Here is a 23,104-nt window from a genome sequence, read left to right on the forward strand (position 1 = left end):
GAGATTCAGGCGCGCCGCGTCCTTTTCGAGCAGACGCAGCACCGCGCGCTCGCCGTGACCGGTCGGCAACGTCGATACGCGCACATCCACCGGACGGCCGCCCACGCGCAACGTAATACGTCCGTCCTGCGGCAAGCGCTTCTCCGCGATATCGAGCTGCGCCATGATCTTGATCCGCGAGATCAGCGCGCCGTGCAGCGCCTTCTTCGGCCGCACGACATCGCGCAGCGTGCCGTCCACCCGAAAACGCACCACCGATGCATTTTCAAACGGCTCGATGTGAATATCGGAAGCCTGCTCGCGCGCGGCCTGCGTAAGCAGCGCGTTGATCATGCGGATGATCGGTGCATCGTCTTCGGACTCGAGCAGATCCTCGACTTCCGGAATGTCCTGCATCAGGCGCGACAGATCGACTTCGCCTTCCACTTCGCCGACCACCTGCGCCGCGCTGCCGTCCTGGCGCGCATACGCGGAATTGATCGCTTGCGCGAGTTCATCCGCCGGTACGCAAACGAGCGATACCATCGACAGGTTGCGCGACACCTCGGCAATCGCCGAAATCGGCGTGCGGTCGCTGATCCACACTTCGATCGTGTCGTCATGCTGGTTCGCGATCAGGATCTGGCCGTTGCGCGCGAAGCCATAAGGCAGCATCCGCGATGGGTCGATCCTCGCGGGTTCGCGCGGTGCGGCAGCGGGCTCGGCGAGTGCGGTGAACACGGTTTCATCCGTCATGGCTGATCCGTTCTCTGGAAGTTGCCGGTTGCGGAGGTGGACGGATCGACGAGGGGTGCTGCCGCGGCGGCTTGAGCAGCGGACACCATCGGAGCGCCGACTGTGACGTTTGTCGTACCGCTGGCGCCATTGCCGTTATTGGCGCTTGCCGATGCGTTCGTTTGCGTAGCAGCAGGCGCGGCCTGCGCTACCGGAACAACCTGCGTTTGAACTTGTGCCTGCGTTCGAGCTTGAACAGCAGTCGAGTTCGAAGCAAACGCGGACGCCGAAGCCGGGACCGCCGACACGGAGACTCCGTTCGAAGACGCACCCGATTCAGTCGGTCCGCTCGACGCATCCAATGCGCCGGGTGAACCCACCGCGCTCCCCACAGCCGACGCCGGTGCCCCAGGCCCTGCCCCCACCGGCCCACCCGGCGGCGGCGGCGGGGGCGGCGGCGCCGGCCGCGTCATCCGGTTCAGATCGAAGAGGCCGTCCTGCGCCGGCACGCCTTGCGAAGGCGACGGCGTAAGCGGTGGCAACACCGGTACATCGTGATCGCGAATGAGCCGGTTATCGGTCGGCAGATCCGTGGTCTGCCGCCGCACATAGTCATAGCGATTCGCCGAAATATCAGCCAGCGTCTGACCGTCGCGAATAATCACCGGCCGCAGAAACACCATCACATTGGTCTTCGTGCGAGCCTTGTTTTCCGCACGAAACAACGAGCCAATCAACGGAATATCGCCGAGCAGCGGCACCTTGTTGTTGCCGTCCACGTAGTTATCCTGGATGAGACCGCCGAGCACGACGATCTCGCCGTCATCGGACAGCACCGTCGACTGCACCGAGCGCTTGATAATCGTCACGCCGCCCGGATTGTTGATCGACGTCTGGTCGACCGACGAGTCTTCCGAATAGATCTGCAGCTTGATCGTGCCGCCCTGTGTGATTTGCGGCTTCACGTGCAGCACGATGCCCACGTCTTCGCGATCGAACGTGTTGAACGCACTGACGTTGCCGCTCGTCACCGTGGTGCCGGTCGCGATCGAGCCGGTCTGAATCGGCACATTCGAACCGACCACGATGCGCGCTTCTTCGTTATCGAGCGTGATCAGATTCGGCGACGAAAGAATGCTCGCATCGCTGACCGTCGAGAGCGCCTGCACGAGCGCACCAAGCCCGAAGAAATTGCCGAACTGGTGTATCAGGCCGATATTGACGCCGTTATTGAGCAGCGTGGTCGTCGCGATAGTCGACAGATTCTGCGCAATCGACTGGCCCTGCGCGGTCAGGTTCACGATGCCCTGGCTCGTCGGCGGCACGTTGAAGTTCGTCGAGCCGTACAGAATGTTGTTGCCGCCGCTCGACTGCACCGCGCCTTGCCATTGCACGCCGAGATTCGCGGCCGACGTCGCGCTCATCTCGACGATCATCGCTTCGAGATAGACCTGCGCGCGGCGCACGTCGAGCTGATCGATCACGTTGCGTACGTTCTGATAGACGGGCTCGGGCGCGGTCACGACAAGCGAGTTCGTTGCGGGATCCGCCTGAATCAGGCCGTTCGTTCCGTTGTCGCTGCCGGGGCCGCCGCCGCGTGCGCCGGCGATCAGTCCGCCCTGGCCACCGGGACCGCTGGCGCCGCTGCCGTAGGTCGACCCACCGCTGCTGCTATCGGACGAACCGGGCAGCGGCGGCAAGCCCGCGGTGCCCGTCGACGACGATGTTCCGCTGCCGCTCGAACCGCCGCTACTGCCGTTCTTGCTGCCGAAGCCGCCGTTGTTGTCGTTGAAGCTTTTCGCGCCTTTATCCGAATCCGACGCGCTATCGCCGCCGCCCAAACCGAGCATGCCGCGCAACACCTTCGCGAGCTCGACCGCGTTCGCATTCTGCAAGTGCACGACATGCATATTGCCGGGCGTGCGCGTCGGCGCATCGAGCTGCGCGATCAGCGCTTTGGCATCGCGAATGCGGCCCGGGTCGCTGGCACGCAGCAGCAAGGCGTTGATGCGCGGGTCCGCGGTGACCGAGACTTTCAGCGTCGCATCGGTATTGCCGATGTTGCTTGGGTCGAGCATCTTCTGCACGACCGGCTCGAGGTCGACCGCGCTTTCGTGACTGAGCGGCACGACCGCCACTTTCTGTGCCGCGCCCCCGCCGCCATCGACGCCCGCGATGATGTCCGCGATGCGGCGCACGTTGTCGGCGTAGTCGGTGACGATCAGCGTGTTGTCGCCCGGGTACGCGGCGATCTGGTTGTTGGGACTGACGAGCGGCTTCAACGCGGGCAGCAGGCTGTTCGCCGAGCCATTGCGCAAGCGGAACACCTGCGTGATGACCTGATCGCCGCGCGCTTTCGGCGTGTTGCCGACGTAGGTGGGCACGCCTTGCAGCTTGGCGTCCGCTTCGGGCACAACCTTCAGGATGCCGCCATCGCGCACGAGCGAGAAGCCTTGCATGCGCAGCGCGGACTCGAGCGTCTTCAGCGCGAGGTCCTTGCTGACGGGGTTATCGGAGACGAGGTTGAGCTGCCCTTTGACGCGCGGGTCGACGATGATCGTGGTGTCGGTGGCCGCGCCGATGGCCTTCGCCACCTGACTGATATCGACGTTCGAAAAGCTGAGGTTGACCTGCTGCTGGGCGAGCGCGAGCGGATTCGACAGGAGGCCAAGAACCAGCATCGTGCAGGTGGCGGCAGCAGAGCGACGGCGGAAACGGAAGCGTGTGCGTGTCATAGACCTGAGTTCGATGCCGGACATGCGGCGCGGGCCGATACGGACGCGCAGGCGCGATGCGGCGCGTGACTCGCGAAGCCTTTGCGTTCGATGCGACGCATCAGGATTCGCCGGCAAAGACTAAGCAGCGCACCAGAGCAATTTTGTGACAGGTGTTGCGTAACATTCCGACGCCCGGGTTTCAGGCGTGGTGAGTGTGGTGATTTGTGGTCATTTGCGTCGTTGGACTGTTGTTTGATTTAAAACGGCCACAGGTGATTTAAATGTTCGATCATCTAGACGAGTTAAAAACGGTTTAAGGATTTACGCGGTTCTTCGATAAGTTTTATTCGTTATTTGATTGTTCAATGACGCTTGTGGCCGGTTTGAACGGATAAGGCAAGTTGTGGTGCGTGCGAAGTTATTGCGCATCGGTTTGCGCGTTGGACTCGCGCGCCGAACCTTACGGGATAAGGTTCGGCGGCTTGTCCGGCAAGGGGCTGGCTGACGGCGGCACGCGCTGTCGCGGGCGCGCACGGATAGCCTTACCAAGTGGGCGCCTGGTTCCCGTTTAATGACGCCATTCAATTCGAATGGCAATCGCCTCAATTGGCACTGACAAAATGTTACGGACCATCCGTTACTAAAAATTCACGCTCATTCCGCCAATTAGCGTCTAAATTGCTCCCGGCAGTCGACGCACTCGCGTCACTGTTTCACAGCTGGTTCCCCCGTTATCTTCACTTGAAGGACTTTTCATGAAATCCAGTAAGCGTAAGATCAGCCTGGCTGTAGCACTGGTTATTTCGGGCTTTGGCGCAGTTGCGGCCGCTCAAGCCGCCACGCCGACGCTGGTCGGCGGTGGTTCGACGCTCGTCCAGCCGACCATCGGCTCGGAAAGCGCTGTTTTCCCGGTCGCCGACGGTACGGTCACGTACTTCGGCGTCGGCTCGGGCGCCGGCCAAACGGCATTCCTGAACAATGATTCGACGCAATTCTCGGCAGGCCTGCACGTCACGGTCGATTTCGCGAACAGCGACGCACCGCTGTCGAGCGCTCAAGTCTCGGCCTATAAGAATGCCCTCGGAACGACCAACGGTCCGCTGATCCAGATCCCGTACATCGTTACGCCGATCACGATTCCGCTCGTGAACGCCCCGGCTGGCACCGGTCCGGTCCTGAACGGCGCCGCTACCGTCGCACTCAACGACGACGACCTGTGCGGCATCTTCTCGGGCAAGATCACCTCGTGGACTGGCGTGACCAATCCCGACACCGGCGCGGCGTATACGTCGGGCGGACCGATTACGGTCATTTTCCGCTCGGACGCCAGCGGCACCACCGACCTCCTGACGGCTCACCTCGCAGCGGTTTGTAACACGAACAACACTGCGGTCGGTGTCACGTTCCGCGAAACGCAGCACTTCGCAGGCACGCCGACGAGCGCAGTGGCCGACGCGATTTTCCCGAGCGGCGCCCCGTCGAACTTCTCCTCGGCGTCCGGTAGCGGCGGTGTTGCCGCGCTGCTGGCCACGTTCAAGGCACCGAACACGGCAGCCGCTGTTGCCTATCTGAGCCCGGACTGGACGAATACGGCGCTTGCTCCGCTCAGCGCACAGGCACAAGCCAACCAGCTGGCCGTGGCCAGCGTGCGTAACGGCAATGCGGACGTTCTCCCGACGTTCACGAATGCTTCGACGGCTGTCGGTCAAGGCACGCTGCCGACGGATGTGACCGACCCGACGCAGTGGGTGCCGCATGCCGCCGCTCCGACGACGGGCTATCCGATCTCGGGTACGAGCCAGATCATCGTTAGCCAGTGCTACCAGACCACGGGCAGCTCGCCGACCGTCGCTGCTTCGGTCGTCGACTTCCTGAACCTGCACTACAACAGCAACGCATCGATCCTGCACGGCAATGGCTTCGATACGGTGCCGGCCCAATTCCTGACGGCCATCAACAACGACTTCCTGGCGCCCCCGCGCGGCAGCACGCTGAACCTGAACATCGGCAACGCAACGGCTTGCAAGGCTTTCGCCGGCCGCTAATCGCCAGTTCAGCCGTCCCGGTTGAATAAAGCAAAGCGCCGTACCCAGTTGATATGGAGTACGGCGCTTTTTTGTTAACGCAACAAGACTTCTTCTGATATTGGCCCGCTGATACCGGGAGTCGAGCGGAGCCTTTTTTCGCCCCGGTCAGTGCTCTGCCTCCCTCACACACGGGATGAAGGGAGAGCGCCTTTCCTTCCCCGAGATCAGATCTTGCCCAACCTTCCCTGCTCATCTTTAGTCAGCACCGCCCGTTGCGTCGAACCGGTTCCGCCGAATCCAAGAACCGAAACCGCGCTCGAAGAATCGTAGCTGACCTGTCCCGGCTTGCGTTTCGCACCTGCATCGCCGCTGCCATCGTCGCCGAAACCTTCCACCTGCACCGAGATAATCCAGTGGCGATGCGGCACGCCCGCCGAGTTGCGCTTCGCTATGTCCTGCGCCATCTGGCTTGCTGCGGAAGAGGCGGAGCTAGCGGCAGTGAGCGCGCCGGTATCCACCGTTGGTGCGGTCGGAATGCCCGTTTTCGCTCCCTGCACCTGGATATTGTCCGCGTTCGCCACGTGCAACGCTGCGACGTTCAAGGCGCCCGACACGCGAATACCTGCATCGCCGGCGTCGACGGTCCCGCGCGGCGCGATCAGATTGACGTTGCCCGGGGGCGCGCCCGGTATCGTCTGCAGCGTCGCGATACCCGCGCCCGTCACCTCGCCGCGCGGATCGACCATACAGAAGTGATTCACATCACACACAAAGATCGGCTCGGGAACATCGGCCGAGGTCTTCGCACCCTTACCCGCGTTGATGTCGCCGTTCGAACTCCAGATCGTCATGTCGCCGCCCTGCTCGGTGAACACGCGGCTTTGCGCCAGCAACAGGCTCCGGTCCGTAAAGATATTGATGTTGCCCTGCTCGAGCGTCAGGATACCTTGGGTGCCGGGGCCGGCCAGAACGCGGCCCGTGCTATCGACAACTTCCGGCGGCGCGGACGTACTGCCGACCAGCGCCTGTCCGCCCGGTCCGAGAATCGACACATTGCCGCCCTGCTGTGTCTGGATCGTCGTGCTGCGGATATCCAGATCGCCGGTATCGACCAGCGTGTTTGCACCATTCGTTCCGCCATCCAGATTATTCGCCGTGTAGCCGAACGAGGCAGGGAACAGCGTGTTGATTGCCTGATAGCCGCGCGCGTACTGCCCGTGGAACGGACTTGCCGGATTGTTGAAATCATTGCCGACCGTGGTCAGTACGTTGAACAGCACCTGTTGCACGAACAACTGTTGCACGTAGGAAGGCAAAGCCTGGAATTGCGTCCACGCCTGCTCAGCGGTTAGCGTGCCGACAGCGTTCGATGCGGCAGTCTTATCCGCCGACAAGCCCGTATCCACGCCTTGCCCGGCATCGTACTGCTCCATAAACGCAATCAGCGCGGGCGTTGAACTCGGCACGCCCGGCACGGAGCTGGCGGGGTCGATATAGGCAGAGATGAAATCCGCGTCATCGACACCAGGACTAATGCCGAACATCACCTGAATGCTCGCACTTTCGTGTGGCAGGTTCGGATTATTTGCGTTACCCACGGCTTCGATACCCGTCGCGGTGAGCGCAGTCGCGTCGCCGCGGGAAGCAATCGCCTGCTCCTGGCTGGTCAGCGGACCGATGTTGCGGCCCGCTTCGATATCGAAGGTGCCTGGGCCGCCGAGCACCAGGCTCGGAACAACGGGCGCATTAGGAATAAGCGGCGTATCGAAAATATCGCGTCCCGCAACGACGCGCGTCACGTCGGCCTCACGCAGATTCTGTGCGTCGAGTGCCAGATTGATGATGTCTTGCCCGGCCTGAATCAAGGCGGGCTTGTCCAGCGAGAGCGTCACCAGGTTATCGTAGAAGCCGCCATTTGTAGCGCCGACCGGCTCGAGCGTGCCGTCGACGATGCTGCCATTCAGGCTATAGATTCGTGCAGGATCGGTATCGTCGGCGTGCAACGGGCTCGAATCGTGTGCGGTAACCGTAGTGTCGGTTGCCAGAGGCACGGCCGCGTCCGGTTTCGTAGGCGAGGGCATCAACGTCGGGTCGATGTCCAGCATGCCGAATACGGGAACGCCGGATGACCGGAAGGTCTGATCCCCACTGCCAACAAGCCCATTCTCACCGGACAGGTCGATCGACTGATCCGCTATCAGCGTGAGGTTTCCCGTTGCGGATGGGAATAGCTCTCCTCCCGATGCAACGGTAATCCCACCGGTGAGCGCAACCAGTTCCACGGTCGCGGGCAGCAGGGCGCTCGTGTTGCTAAGCGATCCCAATCCTGGGAGTTCGAAGTTCCTGTTGTCCAGCGTGCCGAACTGAACATCGCCCGTTGTTGACGCAACATTGATGGCCGACGACGTCGAATAGCCTTGCATGTCGCCGCCCTGCAGATAGGACGGGTCGAACACGCCGCCGACGTTGACCCCTTGTCTGGCCGTGACATTCAACACCGCGTCCTGCAGCGCAAACAACGTTGCGACGGTGACCGGCGGTTGCCCGAGAAGCCCCGAGGGCACACTGAAATCGGAACCGATCTGCCCGCCGGCGGCAATTGTTCCGGTTCCCCTGGCAACGAAGTAGTCGCCGCTCAGGATATTGCCGCCCGCCGTCACGGTCAGGTTCCCGCCGCCGACCGTATTGACGGTCGGAGTATCGGTTCGTGCGTTCGTCAAATACCAGGTGGTGGGCAAAGAAACTGCAAGGTTCGAAATATCGCCGCCGGCGTTCACCGTCACATTGCCGCCGACGCTCATTACGCCCTGATCGAACGCTCCGAAGTTGATCGAGGTCTGAATGATTTGCGTCGTCGGCTTCGACGCTCCGACGAGGCCCGTCAGGTTGCCGGTCTCCATCCACTGGCGCCAGAACTGGCTCAGGTTTAGATTCGCCTGACCGCTGACCGTCCCGCTCGACGTATCGACAACATTTTCATAGCCGTTGATGTCGCCTTGCGCCGAAATTGAAATGTCACCCGCCGAATCGGGATTGACCGCAGACGTAGCGAGGAGATCCGGTATTTCCTGAGCGGTATTGGCGGGCACAATCGTTACGCCGCCGTTTGTGGCCGGCGAACCCGCGGCTGGCGCACCAGCCGTATAGATCACGCCTGGCACAACCACATCATTCGCACCGACCGGTTGCGACGGATCGAACAGCGATACGTCGTTGCCCGCGGCGATCTCGATCGAGCCGGTTCCCGTGCGGATCGTCGTCGGTGCGAGCAGCGTGTTGTTGTTCGCATCGACGAAACCGAAATGCCCACTCAACGTGACGTTGCCCTGTCGCGACGTGCCGTCGAACAGCGATGCAGCCTGTACCGCGAGCGGGTCTGCGCTGTTCAGATCGGCGCCCGCAACGATGCGGAACGACGAGCTTGCGCCACCGCTGAGCGAAGCCGACTGCAGCGGTAAGGGGTTGGTGGGGGTAGCAACCGGAGACGGCGAATTGTCGACCGGTGGAGGCGTCGTGAAGGTGACGGTTTGCCCGCTGTTGGTAAAGGGCGTGACGGGCACGCCGATCGGCGCGGCAGGCGGAACCACCTGGCTCTGGAAATTGGGATTGCTGGCGTCCAGGTACGTCTCGTACTGCTGCAAATACACCAGATACAGCAGCGGCGTACTGATCTGCGAAGCCTGATCGGGCGCTGTCGGAGGCGTCAGACTTGAAACGGGATTAATCGATCTCCTCGATTCACCAATAGCCAGTACGTTGTCGATACCCGAGAACCCACCTGCCTTGGTCGGGGCCAGCAAGAAGTCGGTGTAGGCCTTGTAAAGCGCGAAATACGCGTCAATCTCGGGGGAATCCACCCCTCCGAAGTCTTGCGGCGGATGCGTGATGTCCGCGTATTGTGGGTACGCAGTATGGACGGTCCCGTACGCGTAGTACGACAACGAGTAACCGAACGGACCTTGAGGCGTATTGTTGAACGCCGTATCCGCGTCACCCTGGGAGCCAGGCAGCGGAACATACACCTCGAACCCCGTGCCGGTGGTCACCGGATTCGCAATCTGGAAGAACCCGTCCGTGAGACTCGCCTTCACATCGACGTTGTTCTCCGCGCGAAACGTGATGATGGGCGCCTCGTCGCCGAAGCGGAACACCGGCACACCCGAAGCATTCGTCGCCCCGAGATTCCAGTTCGTCAGGATCGAGATATTGCCGTTGTTGATCTGCGAATCGGGGTTGTCGAGCTCGATGCCCGGCGCGACATGGAAGTTCTCCACGTTGCTAAAGCGCGCGCTGACCGATGACGCAATCGGGAAGTTCTCGACGAAGCTCATCAACGTGCCGGGTTCCTGCGTACCGTTCACGGTCTGGAAGCCGTAGAACGCCTGGTGAGCGGTATTGACCGCCGTCGGGTCCGGCGTGAAAAAGTCGTTCTGCAGATAATCGGCGAGTTGCTCCGGCGTAGTCGGAGGCGACAGCGGGTTGCCCTTTGCATCGGTCCACGAACCGCTGACCAGGCCCGGTTCGCCCGCCCCTGGCGTCGTGCTGTTGTACCAGCCGGCCGGATCGACCACGCCGTCGAAATGCTGGTTCGCACCGTTGGTCATCGGATCGTCGGTGCTCCACACCGCATACGCTTCGAGCGTGGTTGCACGCGAGCCCTTGATCTGCGCGGTCGGCGCCACCGTCACATTGACGTCGCCGTCGTTCAGCAGAGGCGCCCGGAAGTTCACCGTGCCGCCCGACAGGCCGCCCGCCGTACCGCCCGAAACGTCGATCAGCGCATTCGCGCCAAGCGTGATAACACCGGAGTTCACCGCCGACACGCTCTCGTAGCCGTAGGTCGGGTCAAGCTGAACAACACCGTTCACGGTATCCGGGTTAGCGCGCGTGCCGATGTTGACCGTGCCGCCGCGTTGCGTCGCGCTCGAGCCCGTTGCGATCAGCGAACCTTCGATGTCGACGCCACTCCTGCCGTACAGATCGATCTCGCCGCCTGCCACGCCCGAAGCATCGATCCTGCCGAGAATATTGACATTGCCGTTGTTCGGGTCCTGGCCGCCCGCGCCGCCATCGGCCGTGAGCGATACCCCGCGCGCGGTAATCGTGTTGCCGGCGGATAGCGTCAGGTTGCCTGCATGCGTGTCGACCGAGATCGTGTTGTTGACCCCGCTCGACGCGAGCGTCGCGGCAAGGCTGTCGAGGTCGATCGCACCGCCCGTGTCGAGCGAGAACGACCCGCCCTGAACGCCCGGCCCCGCGTTGCCCTTGAGCGTGCCGTTCAGATTCACGACCTGCTCAGGTGCGGACAATGCGACGCTGCCTGCAGCACCCTTGCTGTTCGCGCCGGAAAAGTCCAGCGTGGCGCCCTTCTCGACGTTGACCGTGCCCTGATCCGCCGTCAGCGAGATCGAGCCTCCGGCCGCGAGAACCGTCACGTCGAAGAAGGTCTTCGCCACACCGGCCGAGCTGACGAGCGAACCGCTGCCGATCGTCAGGTCCCCGCTGGTGGCTTCCAGGCTTATATTGCCCGCGGGCGCTTCGATCGTCGCGCCGTTGTCGGTGAGCATGCCGCCAACGAACGACAGCGCGCCGCCGACTGGCGCCAGCGGCAACGCCGTACCCGACGCGGCATTCAGATTCAGCGCGCCGGTCGTTTTGATGGTCTGCTCTGAACCGGTATCCGCCATATAGACCGGTGCACTCATCGTGACCGGCGTGGCACCGAAATCGAACGTGCCGCTATTCTGACCGACGATGCCGCCCGTCGCATTGAATGAGGCCGAGCCAAAGCCGGAAGCCACCTTGTCGCCCGTGCCGAAGTCGATTTCGTTTGCGTTGACCGTCAGCACGCCCGTGCCGCCCGTGATGGCCGGCGCGGCCGTGCCGAGTTCGTTCGTGAATTCGATCTGTCGCGCGTTAAGCGTCGCCGCGCCGCCATCGCTCGCGAACGACGCGGCGCTCAGATCGACGTTCGGACCGAACGTCACATCGACGTCGCCGTCGAAATTCATCGCACCTGAACTGCGCAATATGAGCTGGTCTGTATTCGCCAGCTGCGCGAGCTGCGCTGCGCCGATCACGAAGCCGGGCAACGCGGCCGCAGCCGCACCGCTTTGGTCGGTAAATGTGATGGCCGAACCGTCCACCGCGATCGTCTTGCCCGAGAACGTCGCAGTCGGGTCGAAAACCAGATTGCCCGACGAATCGAGCGTGAGCGACTGGCCACCCGACAGCGCGGCGCCCGCGCCGATAGTCAGCAGGCCGGGATTCGTCGCCGCATCGGTCGTATCGAGGCGCGTGACCACGGCATCTGCGCCGTTCGATACACGCACGAGCGCACCGTCGCCGGATACGGCGCCGTTGCCGCTGCCATCCGGTGCTGCGCCGATCGTAATCGGCAGGTCCTTCGCAGCGGGGAAGCTTCCTTGCGCCTGGATCACGCTGCCGGAATCGATGCGCAGTCCGTTCTTCGCATTTGCGTCCGTACCGCTCGGGTCCGTCTTCGTGACCAGCAGAATCTCGGGTCCCGTCAGCGGATTCGACGCATCGTTCGACACGACCACACTGTTGGCAATTGCATCGATCGTGATACCGCTATTCGTTTGAGTGCGTGTGCCGCCGATCAGCAGGCTACCCGCATCGAGCGCATCGAGTTGGTCCGCGTTGATCTGCAGATAGCCGGACAACGCGGTTTCGCCATTGCCGACGATCTGAATGTCTTGCGACGCAATATCGACTTCCGCCGGCGCACCGCCATCGCCTGCCGCGGTATTGAGCTTCGCGCCCAGCGACAGCGCAGTTTTGGCGGACAGCACCAGTTGGCCCGCGTCGACCGGCAGTTGCGGCGTAACGTTGCCCGCGGTGGCCGCGAGACTCGGGAAGAAAGCGTTGGCGCTAGTGAAGGTGTATTGCGAATATTGCTGCCACACCTGGCTCGACTGCACATCGAACAGCGTCGGCGTTGCACTGCGGCTACCTGTCAGCGCGTTGCCGAAGTAGCCGGCCACCGCGACTGTGCCGTCCGGCAGCGTGCTGCTCGCGTCCGGAAAAACCGGACCGCTTGCAGCGGACATCGTCACACGGAATGCGCCCGGCAACGTCGCATACTTGGCGGGCAGCAGCGTATAGAACCCGGCAGGCAGCCCGGGCACGCCGGACAGATACACCGACTGGCCCACCGCGCCGTTCAGCGCCGCCTGACCGACTCCGGTACTTACCGTCGTTGTGCCGTTGCCCGACGGCTGCACCGTCTGCGCGAACATCGGGTCGTACGCTGCAACGGGTGCTTGCGCACCCGGCAGAATCGCGTAGACGTTCGACGCGCCCAGATTCACCGGCACTGCCGTACCGGCCGCGTTCGACGCGAAGCTCACATTGAACTGCGAAAGCACGTCGCGCGAGCCGCCCGTGCCTGGTACGAATTCGGCGGCCTGCAGGTCGCCGCCGCCCGAGAGGTCGATCGTCGCTCCCGCATTTAACGACACACTACTGCCGTTCGCGCCGATGAACTTCGCAGGCGGTGCGGTCAGATCGGGCGCCGCATTCGCGCCGGGCAGCGGATTGAACTGCCATTCGACGCCGTCCACCGTGGTACCGAATGGGATGATCGCGCCGTCGTTCGACACGGATGTCAAGCTACCGCTTGCGAACGTGACGGCATCGGTTGCGACAAGCGGCAGCGACTGGAACTGCGCCTGGGTGCCGGCATCGGTCGGATCGCCGACGCCGAAAATCAGACTGCCTGAAGGCGCGCGCACCGTGCCGCCCTGCACGATGTTCGTCGCATCGACGAGGAGCGTGCCGCCCGCCGACAACGGTACGCCCGACGTGCCATTCGATTCGAACGTGATGCTGGTCGGTGTGCGGTTGCCGCTCGCATCGACCGGTCCGACCGCATCGATGACGAATGTCGTGCCGGTGGACGGGTAGAGGTCGGCCGCCTTGAACGTGAGATTGCCCGGCGTAAACAGTTCGCCGGCTGCCAGTGCGTTACCCCCGCCGGTTTGAAAAGTCGGATTGGTCGAAGTTAGACGGATATCACCGCTGCTTGTGAAATTCGCCTGCCCAAAGTTATTCAGCTGAACCTGATTGATCAGATCGATGAACGACGCGTTGACGTTCAACGTGCCGTCAGACAGAGCCTCGATCGGCGCCAACGGCGTGCTGGATGAGGCGCGCGTCGGACCGTTGAACGCGACATAGGGCGCGCTGATCGTTACGTCGGTATCGGCCGGGCCGTCCGCACCTGCGGTAGCCTCGGCCCCCAACAGGCCGAGCAGGGTATGCGCCGGTGCTTGCCAGCCTGTTGCACCGACCGTAGGCATGAGCGAGCGTATCTGGTCGCTATTCAGCGCCGCGACCGTGGTGGTATTGAGGATGACTGCCTCGCCCAGATTAAGGCTGACATCGCCCGTGAACGCGATCGGCACGACAGTATTGCCGGTTGCGGCCTGATTGCCCAGCACGAGCGTCGTGATACCGGAGCCATTGAGGCGATCCGCAGAAAATTGCAGCACGCCCGTGGGCGAACCGATCACGTTCTTGATGTTTTGTCCCGGTGCCAGACCGGCAGGCACCAGATCGCCGCTTTGCTGGATGATCAGCGCGGTCGCACCCGGCAACGAGGGCTGGACACCGCCAACACCGATCGGGCTGTCTACCGGAATCGCAATTGGCAGGATCGAGAGCGTGCCGCCCTGCGCCAGCGGAGCGCCCCCGTGCGCGTCGAGCGAGCTGTCAAAGAACAGGCCACTACTTGCAGATAGCGTGATCGACCCTGCATCGCTCCACACCTGCTGCGACGCAATCTGATTGTTCGCCACCTGTTGGTCGAAGCTCGCCGACGCGCCCGACACGTCAATACGCGAACCCGCTTGCGCAACAACGTAGCCCGAGTCGTCCGAGATCGTGACCGAGCCGCCGGGCAACACTTTGCCCGTAGTTGGGATAATCGTGTCGAGGCCATTTCTCACCGGCGCGGCGAACGGATCGGTGAGCGCGACGCCGGAAACATCGAGCAGCGCGTTCGGTCCTAGCCAGACCGACTTGCTATCGCTCGTGAAGGCGGTAGTACCGCTGAACTGACCGGTCTGCTCGGCCGGAGCACCCTTGCTATCGGCGCTTAGTGTGATCGAGCCACCTGGCGCAATGAGCGAACCCAGCACCGTGACCTGCGCAGGTGAGCCGAGGCCGATATGTGCGCCTGCGTCGGCGACAACCGACGCCCCTTCTCCAATCGTTACACCACCGGTGACGCCCGGATAGTCGGGAATAATCGGCATCTGGCCGATCACGCTATTGGTCTGATCCCATGCGACATAACCGCCACCTGTCAACACGAGACTGGTCGGCTGCCGGTCGAATGCGTCGATGGTGCCTGCGGTCGTCAGACCGTTCGCGGAAACATTCGCTCCACTTGCCGTGTGCTGCAGCGCCGGGACATCGGGGATCAGGTTCTGCTGGGTCACATCGACCGTCGTGCCGGGCGCGACGGTCGCGTCGAGATACGCATTCAGCACATAGCTGCCGAAGCCCTGCTGTGCGAAGAAAGTCGCCGGCAATACGGTCGTATAGGCCGGCGCCGACGCCGGATCGCCACCGATCTGAATACCCAGCGCCTGCAGCGTGAGGGTGCCGCCGCCCGAGAAACCGAAGCTTCGGATCGTGCCGTCCATATGCAGCAGCGTATCCGTCGGGAGTGCGGGAAATCCCACGTTGTTGACGAAGGTGTCGAGCGAGACGCTCCCCCCCTTGCCGACGGGAATGCCATTCTGCATCAGCAGTTGCCCGTCTGCCTGCACTTCGCCGCCGCTCGATACGTCGATCACGCTGCCGGGCTGCAGATCGATGCCATTACCTGCGGCCAGCGTGACGCTGCCGCCATTGATGAATTCGCTGCCGCCGGGCGTGGTGCCGGCAGCGAACAGGGTGTCGTTGTTCACCCATTGGCCCGCCGCGCTGAGTAGCGCATCCGGCCCGACCGTCAGATTGCCTTGAGTGGCGCTTGATGACAGGTTACCGGCTCCGACCGAAATCGAGATCGTGCCGGACGGCGCGATCAACTCGCCGTCCACGAAGGCATTTGCAATGCGCGGAGCAGTCAATGTGATCGAACCGCCGGGCTGCACCTGCAGCACCGTGCCGGCGGGTACGATAAAGCCTCCGCCTTGCCGGCTGTCTTCCGTCACGCTCACGTTCGCGAAGCCGCCGGAGGTCAGCGTACCGGCAGGCACGACCTGACTGGCCAGCAGATTGTTCGGGTCCGTGGCGGGAAGCGCGTTCAGGGCGGCCGCGTCCAGCGGTGTATCGAACGAGAAGTCCGGTGCAATATCGCTCAGTTGCGGCGCGCTGTTTTGCAGAATGACGGTGCCGGTCTCGCCCGTAATCGACGGATTCGGCCCAAGCGTACCGCCAACGACGCCGAGCTTGAACGCACCACCCACCGCCTGGTTGTCGTCCTGCACCTGCTTTGACCCGCTCAGCGCCTGAGCAGTCATGTCGCCGTCCAGCACCAGCGCACTCGAAGCAAACACGTTCAACGTACCGGCATTGCCACCGACGATAAAGTCCCCTTCGAACGTACCGCCCGCGAGCAGCGGGTCCATGTAAGTGTTCGAGATGTGCCAGCGTGGGTGGTTGTCGACGAACTGACCGGCTATCCCGACATAAATATCGTTCGGGTCCGCCTGGCCGATCGGCACAATCGCGCCGTTTGCATCGATCAGGCGCGTGGTATTGACCATGCCGCCGTCGTAATGGATATACCCGCCGTTCAGGTTCAGCGAAGAACCGCTCGCGGTCATCACCTCGGCGCCCGACAGCGAAATCGTGCCGCCGTTGATCAGCAGTTGATCGACCGTGCGCGGAATCAGGCTAACGAGTCCGGCCAGATTCAGGATCGGGCTGCCCACCCACTGCACGCCGTCGCTGCGCGTGCCCGACAGCGTGCTGTCCACCACGATGTTCGTCAAACCGAACAGGAAGCCATTGCGCAACAGCGGCGAGTCCGCCAGTTCGTTCTGGCCGATGAGCGGAACCGTGACGAGCGTGTCGGCAATCGGCAGCTCTACGTTCGCGAGACCCGACACGTCGATTGTCGCTCCGGTGTCGAGCAGGATCCGCCCTGGAACAGCCGTATCGCCGGGCGGCGTTGCATCCAGCGCCGCCGATGGCGTCAGTGCTGTAACGGAAACCATCGAACCCGGTGCTTCGACCAGCGAACCGGACTGGAACCAGACCGAGCCTGCAGTCAGGCTCACACTGCCCGGCGTGAAGATTGTCCCCGGTGCGGACGTCGCCGTCTGGCCGCCGGTATCCGGCATGACCGTCGTCACCGAATCCGGTCCGAACGTCAGCAGGCCGGCGCGATGGGTGATCAGCGCGTCGGTCAACGAAACCGGCTGGTTGTTAGGGTCCGTGCCCGGATACGCGGCACCGCCCGGCGTATTCGCGACGTATTCATCGACCGTCGAAATGGTGATGGTGCCAGGCACATTGACGCTGGTCGTGACACCCACCGCGCCGTCCTGCGTAACGCTGCTGCCGAGCAGGTTGATGTTGCCGCGTGCCGCCTGGATCAGACCGGTATTGGTCAAGGCGCCCGCCGGCGTCGCGTCCTTGCCCTGCAGAAGAATCTGCCCGCTCAGTTCGGGAATCAGTTGGGACGGGTTCGACGGATTCGAAGCCAGGCTCACACCGACGCCGGCGGCCAGCACCACCTGTCCATCGGTCGCCGTGATGCTGCCGCCGTTTGTCACGTTCGGCGCGGCGACCATCACGAAACCACCGTCCGTGGCCGTGCCGTTCGCATGCGTCGTGATCGACGCACCCGGCGCGATCGTGACACTACCCGGTATCGTGTATTCGGTCGGCGAATCGATCTTGACTACGTTGCCGAAACCCAGCACTTCGTTCGGAATGCCGGTTGAATTGCTCGGCACGGTCGCGCCCGCTTCCAGCGGCGCGAGGCCGCCTTGCGTGCCCGGCAGGTTCAGGAACAGCTGATTGCTGGCCACGATGTCGCTGGCGCCCTGCATCGGCGTATCGTTCGTGTTGAGCACATCCAGCGACGTCGCCACCAGCGAATGCACGTTCACCTGCGATCCAGGCCCGAACAGAATGCCGTTGCGGTTCACCACATAGACCGAGCCTTCGGCCTTGACGTTGCCGAGAATCTGACTCGGCGCCATCGACGGATCCATGATCCGGTTCAGGATCACCCAGTTGTTCGCGCCATTGGACTGCGTGCCTGCGGACTGATTGAAGTACAGCGTCGTCTGCTTGCCGACGTTCATCGTCTGCCACGTGGCTACCGCGTTCTGCCCGGTCTGATTCACCTCGACGGTCACGTGACCGCTCGCGTCGACCGACTGCGCCGGCGCCTTTGCGTTGATCCACAGGTTCGGGTTGTTGACGTTCGAGGTCGAGGCGGTCGGCGTGCCGTCTGCGTTGAACGCCACACCGGGCGCGACCTGCAGCCCGCCCGGCGTGAGGCCGTTTGGCACGTTCGACGCAGTTGCGGCAGCCGCCGCGGCCGCCGCCTGCTGCGCCGCTATCTGCTGCGCGATTCCCTGCGCAGCGTTCGCGAGATTGCGAATCGACGGCTGGCTCGCCTGTAACGCCTGCTGCGGGGTAATCCCAAGATTTGCCATCCCGGCGCCACCCGCCCCGCCGGCGCTGCCTGCCGAGCGTCCCCCCGCTGCGCCAAGATTCACCATCCCTGCATGAGCATGCGCAGCGATCCCCGCTGCGACCATGACCGCCACCGCCCGGCACAGCGGCCGAATATTCGACTTCAATACGGTCGACGAGTGGTGAATCGATTGTTTTGCGCGTGCACGTGCCGCCATTCTGCTTCCCCGAACCAAAAATTGATGCGAGCGTCTGTCTCGCGCCGAATGCGCCGCAGACGCAGTCCCCGAATTAGCCCAGTGCGGGCTCGTAAACGATCAGACGTTACGGACAGGCCATGGCAGCCGTATTTCCGGTGCTACGCACCTTATTGCCGACGAGAAGATGCGAATCTTTGGTCACATTTCCGTCATGCATGCGCACATCGTGGCGAACCTTGCTGCGCCGTCATTTGCCGCCACCGGCATCGATTTGCCGCGCAAGTGCTTGCGCAACACGTTCGATCACCGTGGGCCAGTCGCCGGGTTTATCCTGGCGGAACAGACGTGCGGACGGATACCACGGGCTGTCGTCTCGCGACAACAGCCAGCGCCAGTCCGGTACGCGAGGCAGCACAACCCAGACTGGTTTGCCAAGCGCACCTGCCAGGTGAACCACCGAGGTATCCACCGAAATCACCAGGTCGAGGTTTTCGATCAGCGCAGCCGTGTCGGCGAAATCGACTAGTTCCGCACCGAAGTGAACAGCGCCGCTTTGCGCAAGCGCTGCTGCATCGCGCTCCCGAACCTGCTGATGCAGGCTGACGAACGTTGCACCCAACGCCAGCAGCGGAGCGAAAGTGGTGAACGCGATGGACCGGTTCAGATCGTTGTTGTGCGACGGGTTGCCCGACCACGCGAGCCCCACGCTAAGGCGACCGGACAGGGCGCGCGCTCGTAGCCGTTCGCCCCAGGCGCGCGCGCGCTCAGGGTCCGCATACAGATACGGCACCGCAGCGGGAATGCTTGCCAGATCCGTATTGAAAGCAAGCGGCAAACTCATTAGCGGACACTGGAAGTCGAACGTCGGGAGCGCGTCGTCGACCGTAACCAGACGATGGCCGCCGCGCAGCGAAGACAGCAACGCCCTCAGCGCGCGAGGCACCTGAAGCACGACGCTCGCACCGCGTGCCTCGACGAGGCCTGCGTAGCGGCAAAACTGCAGTGTGTCTCCAAAGCCCTGCTCCGCATGGAGCAGCACGGTCTTTCCTGCAATCGAATCGCGCCCCGTCCAGAGTGGGCGGTCCGCATGACGGCGCGCGCGCGCCGCGCCCGGTTCAATCCAACGGTATTCGTACTTGCGCCAACCCTCGGCGAAGTTTCCCAGCAGCAATTGGCAATACGCTTCCTCCTGATGCCCATCGTGCTTTGCCGGCTCGAGGTCCTGCATTCGACGATAACAAGCCAGCGCTTCATCAAAACGCAACATCTGCTGCAAGGCGGTGCCGCGCAGTCCCCAGCTGTTCGAGTCCGTCGGTTTCACGACGCTTGCCGCTTCGTAGCTCGCCAGGGCATTGTCGTAGCGGCCCAACTGCCGCAGCGTGATAGCGCGGCTGATCAACAGCTGCGCATCCGCGTCGAAGCGCGTAAGCGCATCGTCGAGGCTTTCCAGCGCTTGCGCGTAGCGGTCCTGCATCCGCAACGCGACACTCCGGTTATTCAACGCGATCTGCGGATCTGGATCGCGCGCGGCAGCGTGCGCGTAAGCGTCGGCGGCCTCCTCGTATCGCCGCAGCCCAAGCAGCGCGTTCGCCTTGCCGAGCCACGCGGTAGCGTGGTCCGGCGCGCGCGCGAGAAGGCGCTCGCAGCGCGTCAGCAGTGCGTCGTGCAGTTGCAACTTGTCGAGTGCGATACAGCTGTTGTAGAGCACTTCCAGATCGTCCGGGTCGACCTCGAGCGCCTCATCGAAACTGGCGAGCGCTTCCAGTTCATGGCCCAGCATCAGCAGCATCGCCCCGCACAGCGACAGCAGCCCGGCCACGCGAGGACGTACGACGAGCGCGAGCCGATAGCTGCGCAACGCCTCGTCATAACGACCCAGATCGCGCAGTGCATGCCCACGATTCGTATGCGCCGCATAGTTGTGCGGCGCCAATTGCAATGCGCGATCGAAGCTGATGAGGGCATCCGCTGGCCGACCAAGCGCGCGCAAGGCATTGCCACGATTGCTCCAGGCCTCGGGTAACGCCGGCGACAGGGTTAGCGCACGCTCATAGGCGGCCTGCGCTTGCGCGCAGCGCTCGAGCCAGAGCATTGCATTGCCGAGCGCGACGTATGCGGGCGCATGTTGCGGATCCAGCTGCAGTGCTGCCTGAATCGGCGCAAGCGCGGCTTCGTACCGCCCTAGCTTGACCAGCACTGCGCCATAGTTCGCGAATGCCCAGGCTGACCGCTTTTCAAACCGCAGCGCGTGCGAAAGCAGTTGCTCCGCTTGCGCGGCATCGCCAATCTGGTCGCAAATCGTTCCCAGCAACAGCAACGCTTCCACATGGTTCGGGTCGATCGCCAGTACCCCGCGATATAGCTGCTGTGCTTCAGCGAACGCGCCACGCTCGTGCAGCGTGCGCCCCCTCTGAATCGACGCGCTTATCGCCGCGTGCATCGTCGACGCCCGCTCGCCCGAAATACCTTCGTGAACCTCCAGAACGTTTCGGGTTCGTTCAGTGTTGCGCTTCATCGCTCGCCGCTCCGACATCGTTCAGGCCAGGGGATTCACAGACGCGGCGGGTGGGGACAATGACTGCAATGCAGAGCCTATCCGCTCGAACACATCGCTCCACTCGCCGGCGCTCGTTTGCCGAAAGAGGCGAGCGGTTGGATACCATGGGCTGTCATCGCGACCAAGCAGCCATCGCCAATCCGGCAAATACGGCAGCATGATCCATACGGGGCGACCGAGCGCGCCCGCAAGATGCGCGACAGACGTATCGACGCTCAGAACGCAATCGAGGCACTGCATCAAAGCCGCGGTATCGGAAAAGTCGGAGATGACCTCACCGAAGTGACGGACGTTGGACTTTTCCAGCAGTGCCTGCTCTTCCCCACGCACGAACTTCTGCACGCTGACCCACTCGACCGAATCCGGCAACCTGCCCAACAGTTCCTCAAGCGGAATTGACCGGTTGTGGTCGTCCAGGTGATTCGGATTTCCCGACCAGGCGATGCCGATGCGCGGTCGACTGCGCGTCCCCAATAATCCCTGCCAGTGCACGACGTGTTCGTCGCTCGTCCGAAGGTACGGCACGCCGCCGGGAATTGACGAAAGCTCTGTTTGAAACGCGAGTGGCAAGCTCAGCAAAGGCGTATGCACATCGAATGGTGGAAGTGGTTCGCCCGCGGAAACGACTTGATCGACGCCTTCGACGTCCGCCAGCAATGACTTTAGCGACGCCTGCGCTTCGACAATCACCCTCGCACCAAGTGACTTGACGAGTTTGGCGTATCGGCAGAATTGCAGCGTATCGCCAAGACCCTGCTCAGCATGCAAAAGGATCGTCTTACCCTCGATCGGCTCCTCTCCGAGCCACAGCGGTTGAGCAAACGAACGCCTGAATGCGCCCACCTGAGCCTCGCGCCAGCGCCACTCGTATTCTGGCCAACCCTTTTCGAAATCGCCCATCTGCAAATAAACGAACGCTTTCGAAAAATGCGTCATCATGTGCTGCGGCTCAAGTTCGAGTACGCGGTCGAACTCGATCAATGCTTCTTCGTGACGCATCAGCGAGCGCAATGCGTTGCCGCGCTGGTAGCGCGACGGCTTGTCGTCGGGATCGCTGGCGAGCACGCGATCGTGGCTCGCAATCGCCTCTTCATACCGATGCATCCGATGCAGCACGCAGCCGCGGTGATACCACGCGGGCGCGTACGTCTCGTCGATGGCAATGGCACGCTCGCAGCTTTCGAGCGCTTCGGGTTCCCGGCGCAAGTTCGTCAGCGTATGTGCCCGGTTGCACAATACTTCGAGCGACGAAGATGCGATTTCCAGTGACGCGTCATAGCTTTCCAGCGCCGCCGCAAAGCGCTGCAGTGCATGCAGTACATTGCCTTTGTTGGCTAGCGCCGGCGCGTGCTGCGCATTCAATGCGAGCACCCGATCGCAGCGTGCAAGCGCATCCTCGAGACGGCCCAGGCGTTCGAGCACCACCGCACTGTTGTAGATTGCATCGACAAAGTCGGGCTGCCCGGCGATGGCCTCGCTCAAGCTCGCGAGCGCCGCGTCAAAGCGGCCGAGATCGGCAAGCGTCAGCCCCTGCATGACCAGCACTTCGCCGCTGTTGGGCGCAATCGCAAGCGCGCGGCCATAGCTATCGAGCGCATCTTCGAGCCGGTTCAGGCCACGCAACGCGTGCCCGCGTTGGCTGTATCCGTTGAATGAACGCCGCTCGATCCGCAATGCTCTTTCACTCGATTCCAACGCTTCCGGAAAGCGTTGCAGGGCGCTCAGCACAGCCGCCCGACCGCTCCACACATCGGCCGCTGTCGACGCGATTTCGAGCAGCCGATCGTAGGCCTTCAGTGCTTCATCGTAACGATTCAGAGCCGCGAGCAATCCCGCGCTCAGCAACCACGCACGTGGGTGAGCCGGATTGATTCGAAGAGCCTCATCCAGTCGCTTTAATGCGTCCTCACGCCGTCCAAGGCTCGTCAGCACGGATGCGTGATTTGACAGCGCCAGCGCCGACGGCCTCTGCTCAATGGATCGGCTCAACACCTCATCGGCTTCGTCCAGCCGCCCGCGCTGAAAATGCACTACACCGAGCAGATGCAAGGCCTCCGCATGCTCCGGGTCTGCCAGCAACACATCGCGATATCCGCGTTCCGCATCGTCCAGCGCACCGCGTTCATGCAATGTCCGTGCACGCTTCAGCGCGCCTTCGACTACCGTCGACGACGCCCGCACAACCGACGGTGCGACGCCTCCCGCTACCCCTGTCGCTGGCTGCGTATGCGTGCCGCCTCGCGTTGTTCTTCCCGCTTC

6 protein-coding genes are annotated in these 23,104 nt (G+C 62.9%); 1 reads left to right on the top strand and 5 read right to left on the bottom strand.

Annotated elements, in window-relative coordinates; translation table 11 throughout:
- Together ACYPXD_RS11875 and gspD are read right to left on the bottom strand one after the other, a co-directional pair.
- Positions 1-735, bottom strand: a 735-nt coding sequence (locus ACYPXD_RS11875) for a GspE/PulE family protein (protein WP_459711120.1), incomplete at its 3' end; no start/stop codon positions are given.
- Positions 732-3,449, bottom strand: coding sequence for a type II secretion system secretin GspD (gene gspD / locus ACYPXD_RS11880; protein WP_459711122.1), 2,718 nt, complete (start codon positions 3,447-3,449; stop codon positions 732-734). The genes gspD and ACYPXD_RS11875, both read right to left, overlap by 4 nt.
- Positions 3,450-4,186: 737 nt before the next feature.
- Here gspD and ACYPXD_RS11885 point away from each other — a divergent pair.
- Positions 4,187-5,476, top strand: coding sequence for a substrate-binding domain-containing protein (locus tag ACYPXD_RS11885; protein WP_459711125.1), 1,290 nt, complete (start codon positions 4,187-4,189; stop codon positions 5,474-5,476).
- Between the two features lie 206 nt (positions 5,477-5,682).
- Here the strand turns inward: ACYPXD_RS11885 and ACYPXD_RS11890 are convergent, their stop codons facing one another.
- The 3 genes from ACYPXD_RS11890 to ACYPXD_RS11900 form a co-directional block, all read right to left on the bottom strand.
- A complete protein-coding gene (locus ACYPXD_RS11890) occupies positions 5,683-18,108 on the bottom strand; it encodes a filamentous haemagglutinin family protein (protein WP_459711127.1) in 12,426 nt (4,141 codons plus the stop codon).
- A gap of 427 nt (positions 18,109-18,535) precedes the next feature.
- Positions 18,536-20,803, bottom strand: a complete 2,268-nt coding sequence (locus ACYPXD_RS11895; protein ID WP_459711130.1) for a tetratricopeptide repeat protein — start codon at positions 20,801-20,803, stop codon at positions 18,536-18,538.
- Between the two features lie 21 nt (positions 20,804-20,824).
- The gene (locus tag ACYPXD_RS11900; protein WP_459711132.1) at positions 20,825-23,026 is read right to left on the bottom strand and encodes a tetratricopeptide repeat protein; all 2,202 of its coding nucleotides are present in this window, start codon (positions 23,024-23,026) and stop codon (positions 20,825-20,827) included.
- Positions 23,027-23,104: the final 78 nt, after the last annotated feature.

It is taken from the genome of Paraburkholderia sp. 2C (assembly GCF_054589215.1).